Annotated in this window: 1 protein-coding gene; it reads left to right on the top strand. The window is 52.2% G+C overall.

The genetic code is table 11. The features are described 5' to 3' along the window. Positions 1-217: 217 nt before the first annotated feature. Positions 218-1,144 (top strand): NAD(+) kinase, encoded by a 927-nt coding sequence (locus AC0QH1_RS06105; protein ID WP_324630050.1) that lies wholly within the window; start codon positions 218-220, stop codon positions 1,142-1,144. The last annotated feature ends 158 nt before the right edge of the window (positions 1,145-1,302 follow it).

Consider the following 1,302-nt stretch of genomic DNA (forward strand, 5'->3'; position numbering starts at 1 on the left):
GGGCGTCGCCTCACTCAAAAACGCGAAACCCAGATCTCAAAGGTCTCGGCCCAGAAGCCCGCGCCGTACCGCCTAAGTGGTCGGCGTCGGGAGTACGTCACGATTTTCCTAAAGCACCCAAAGGGTAAGTAGTTGCACAAAGAAAAGAAAACAAGATCGTTATGCTGGAGAGGCTATGAATGGACGATTGAGAGAAGGGTTGGGGGGATAAGCTCCAGTGCAGTTAAAACAGGTAATTATTGCTCATAAGGCGGGAGACAGTTTAGGTCGGCGCTGGGCGGAAAAATGCGCTCGGCAGCTCGAAAATCGCGGCTGCAAGGTGTTGATGGGACCTAGTGGGGCGAAGGATAACCCCTATCCGGTGTTTTTGGCTTCCTCTACTTCGCCGATTGATTTGGCGATCGTGCTGGGAGGCGATGGCACGGCGCTGGCGGCGGCGAGGCAGTTGGCTCCGGAAGGGATCCCGATTTTGGCGGTGAATGTGGGGGGACATCTGGGGTTTTTAACGGAACCTTCGGAACGGTTTAAGGAAACGGAAGCGGTTTGGGATCGGTTATTGGAAGACCGCTATGCGGTGCAGCGACGGATGATGCTGCAGGCGACGCTTTATGAAGGGCATCGAACGAATTTGGAACCGGTGAGCGATCGCTATCTGGCATTGAACGATATGTGTGTCAAACCAGCGGCGTCTGACCGGATGATTACGTCGGTGTTGGAAATGGAAATCGATGGTGAAGTGGTAGATCAATACCAAGGAGATGGATTGATTGTGGCCACGCCTAGCGGGTCTACTTGCTATACCGTGTCTGCTAATGGTCCGATTTTGCACGATGGCATGGAGGCGATCGCCGTTACTCCCATTTGTCCCTTGAGTCTGTCCAGTCGCCCGATCGTCTTGCCTCCCGGATCCGTGGTCAGCATTTGGCCGCTGGTGGATAAGGATTTAAGCACGAAACTCTGGATGGATGGCGTTTTGGCTACTTCCATTTGGCCCGGTCATCGCGTGGATGTGCGAATGGCCGAATGTCGGGCGAAGTTTCTCATCCTCGATGAAAGTCATTCCTATTATCAGACCTTGCGCGAAAAATTGCAATGGGCCGGGGCGCGGATTAAGTATAGTAACAATCATCGCCGAAAAAGTTGAGCTTGACAATGGTCATTGGTCATTGGTCATTGGTCATTGGTCATTGGTCATTGGTCAATTGTCATTGGTCATTGGTTGCCTATGCAATTAAAGCATTGCACATAAGTCCTGCGTGCCCCCTCGGTTTAATTGTACCCGATGCGGATTTTTTTGTCAAG

Source organism: Phormidium sp. CCY1219, from assembly GCF_055795085.1.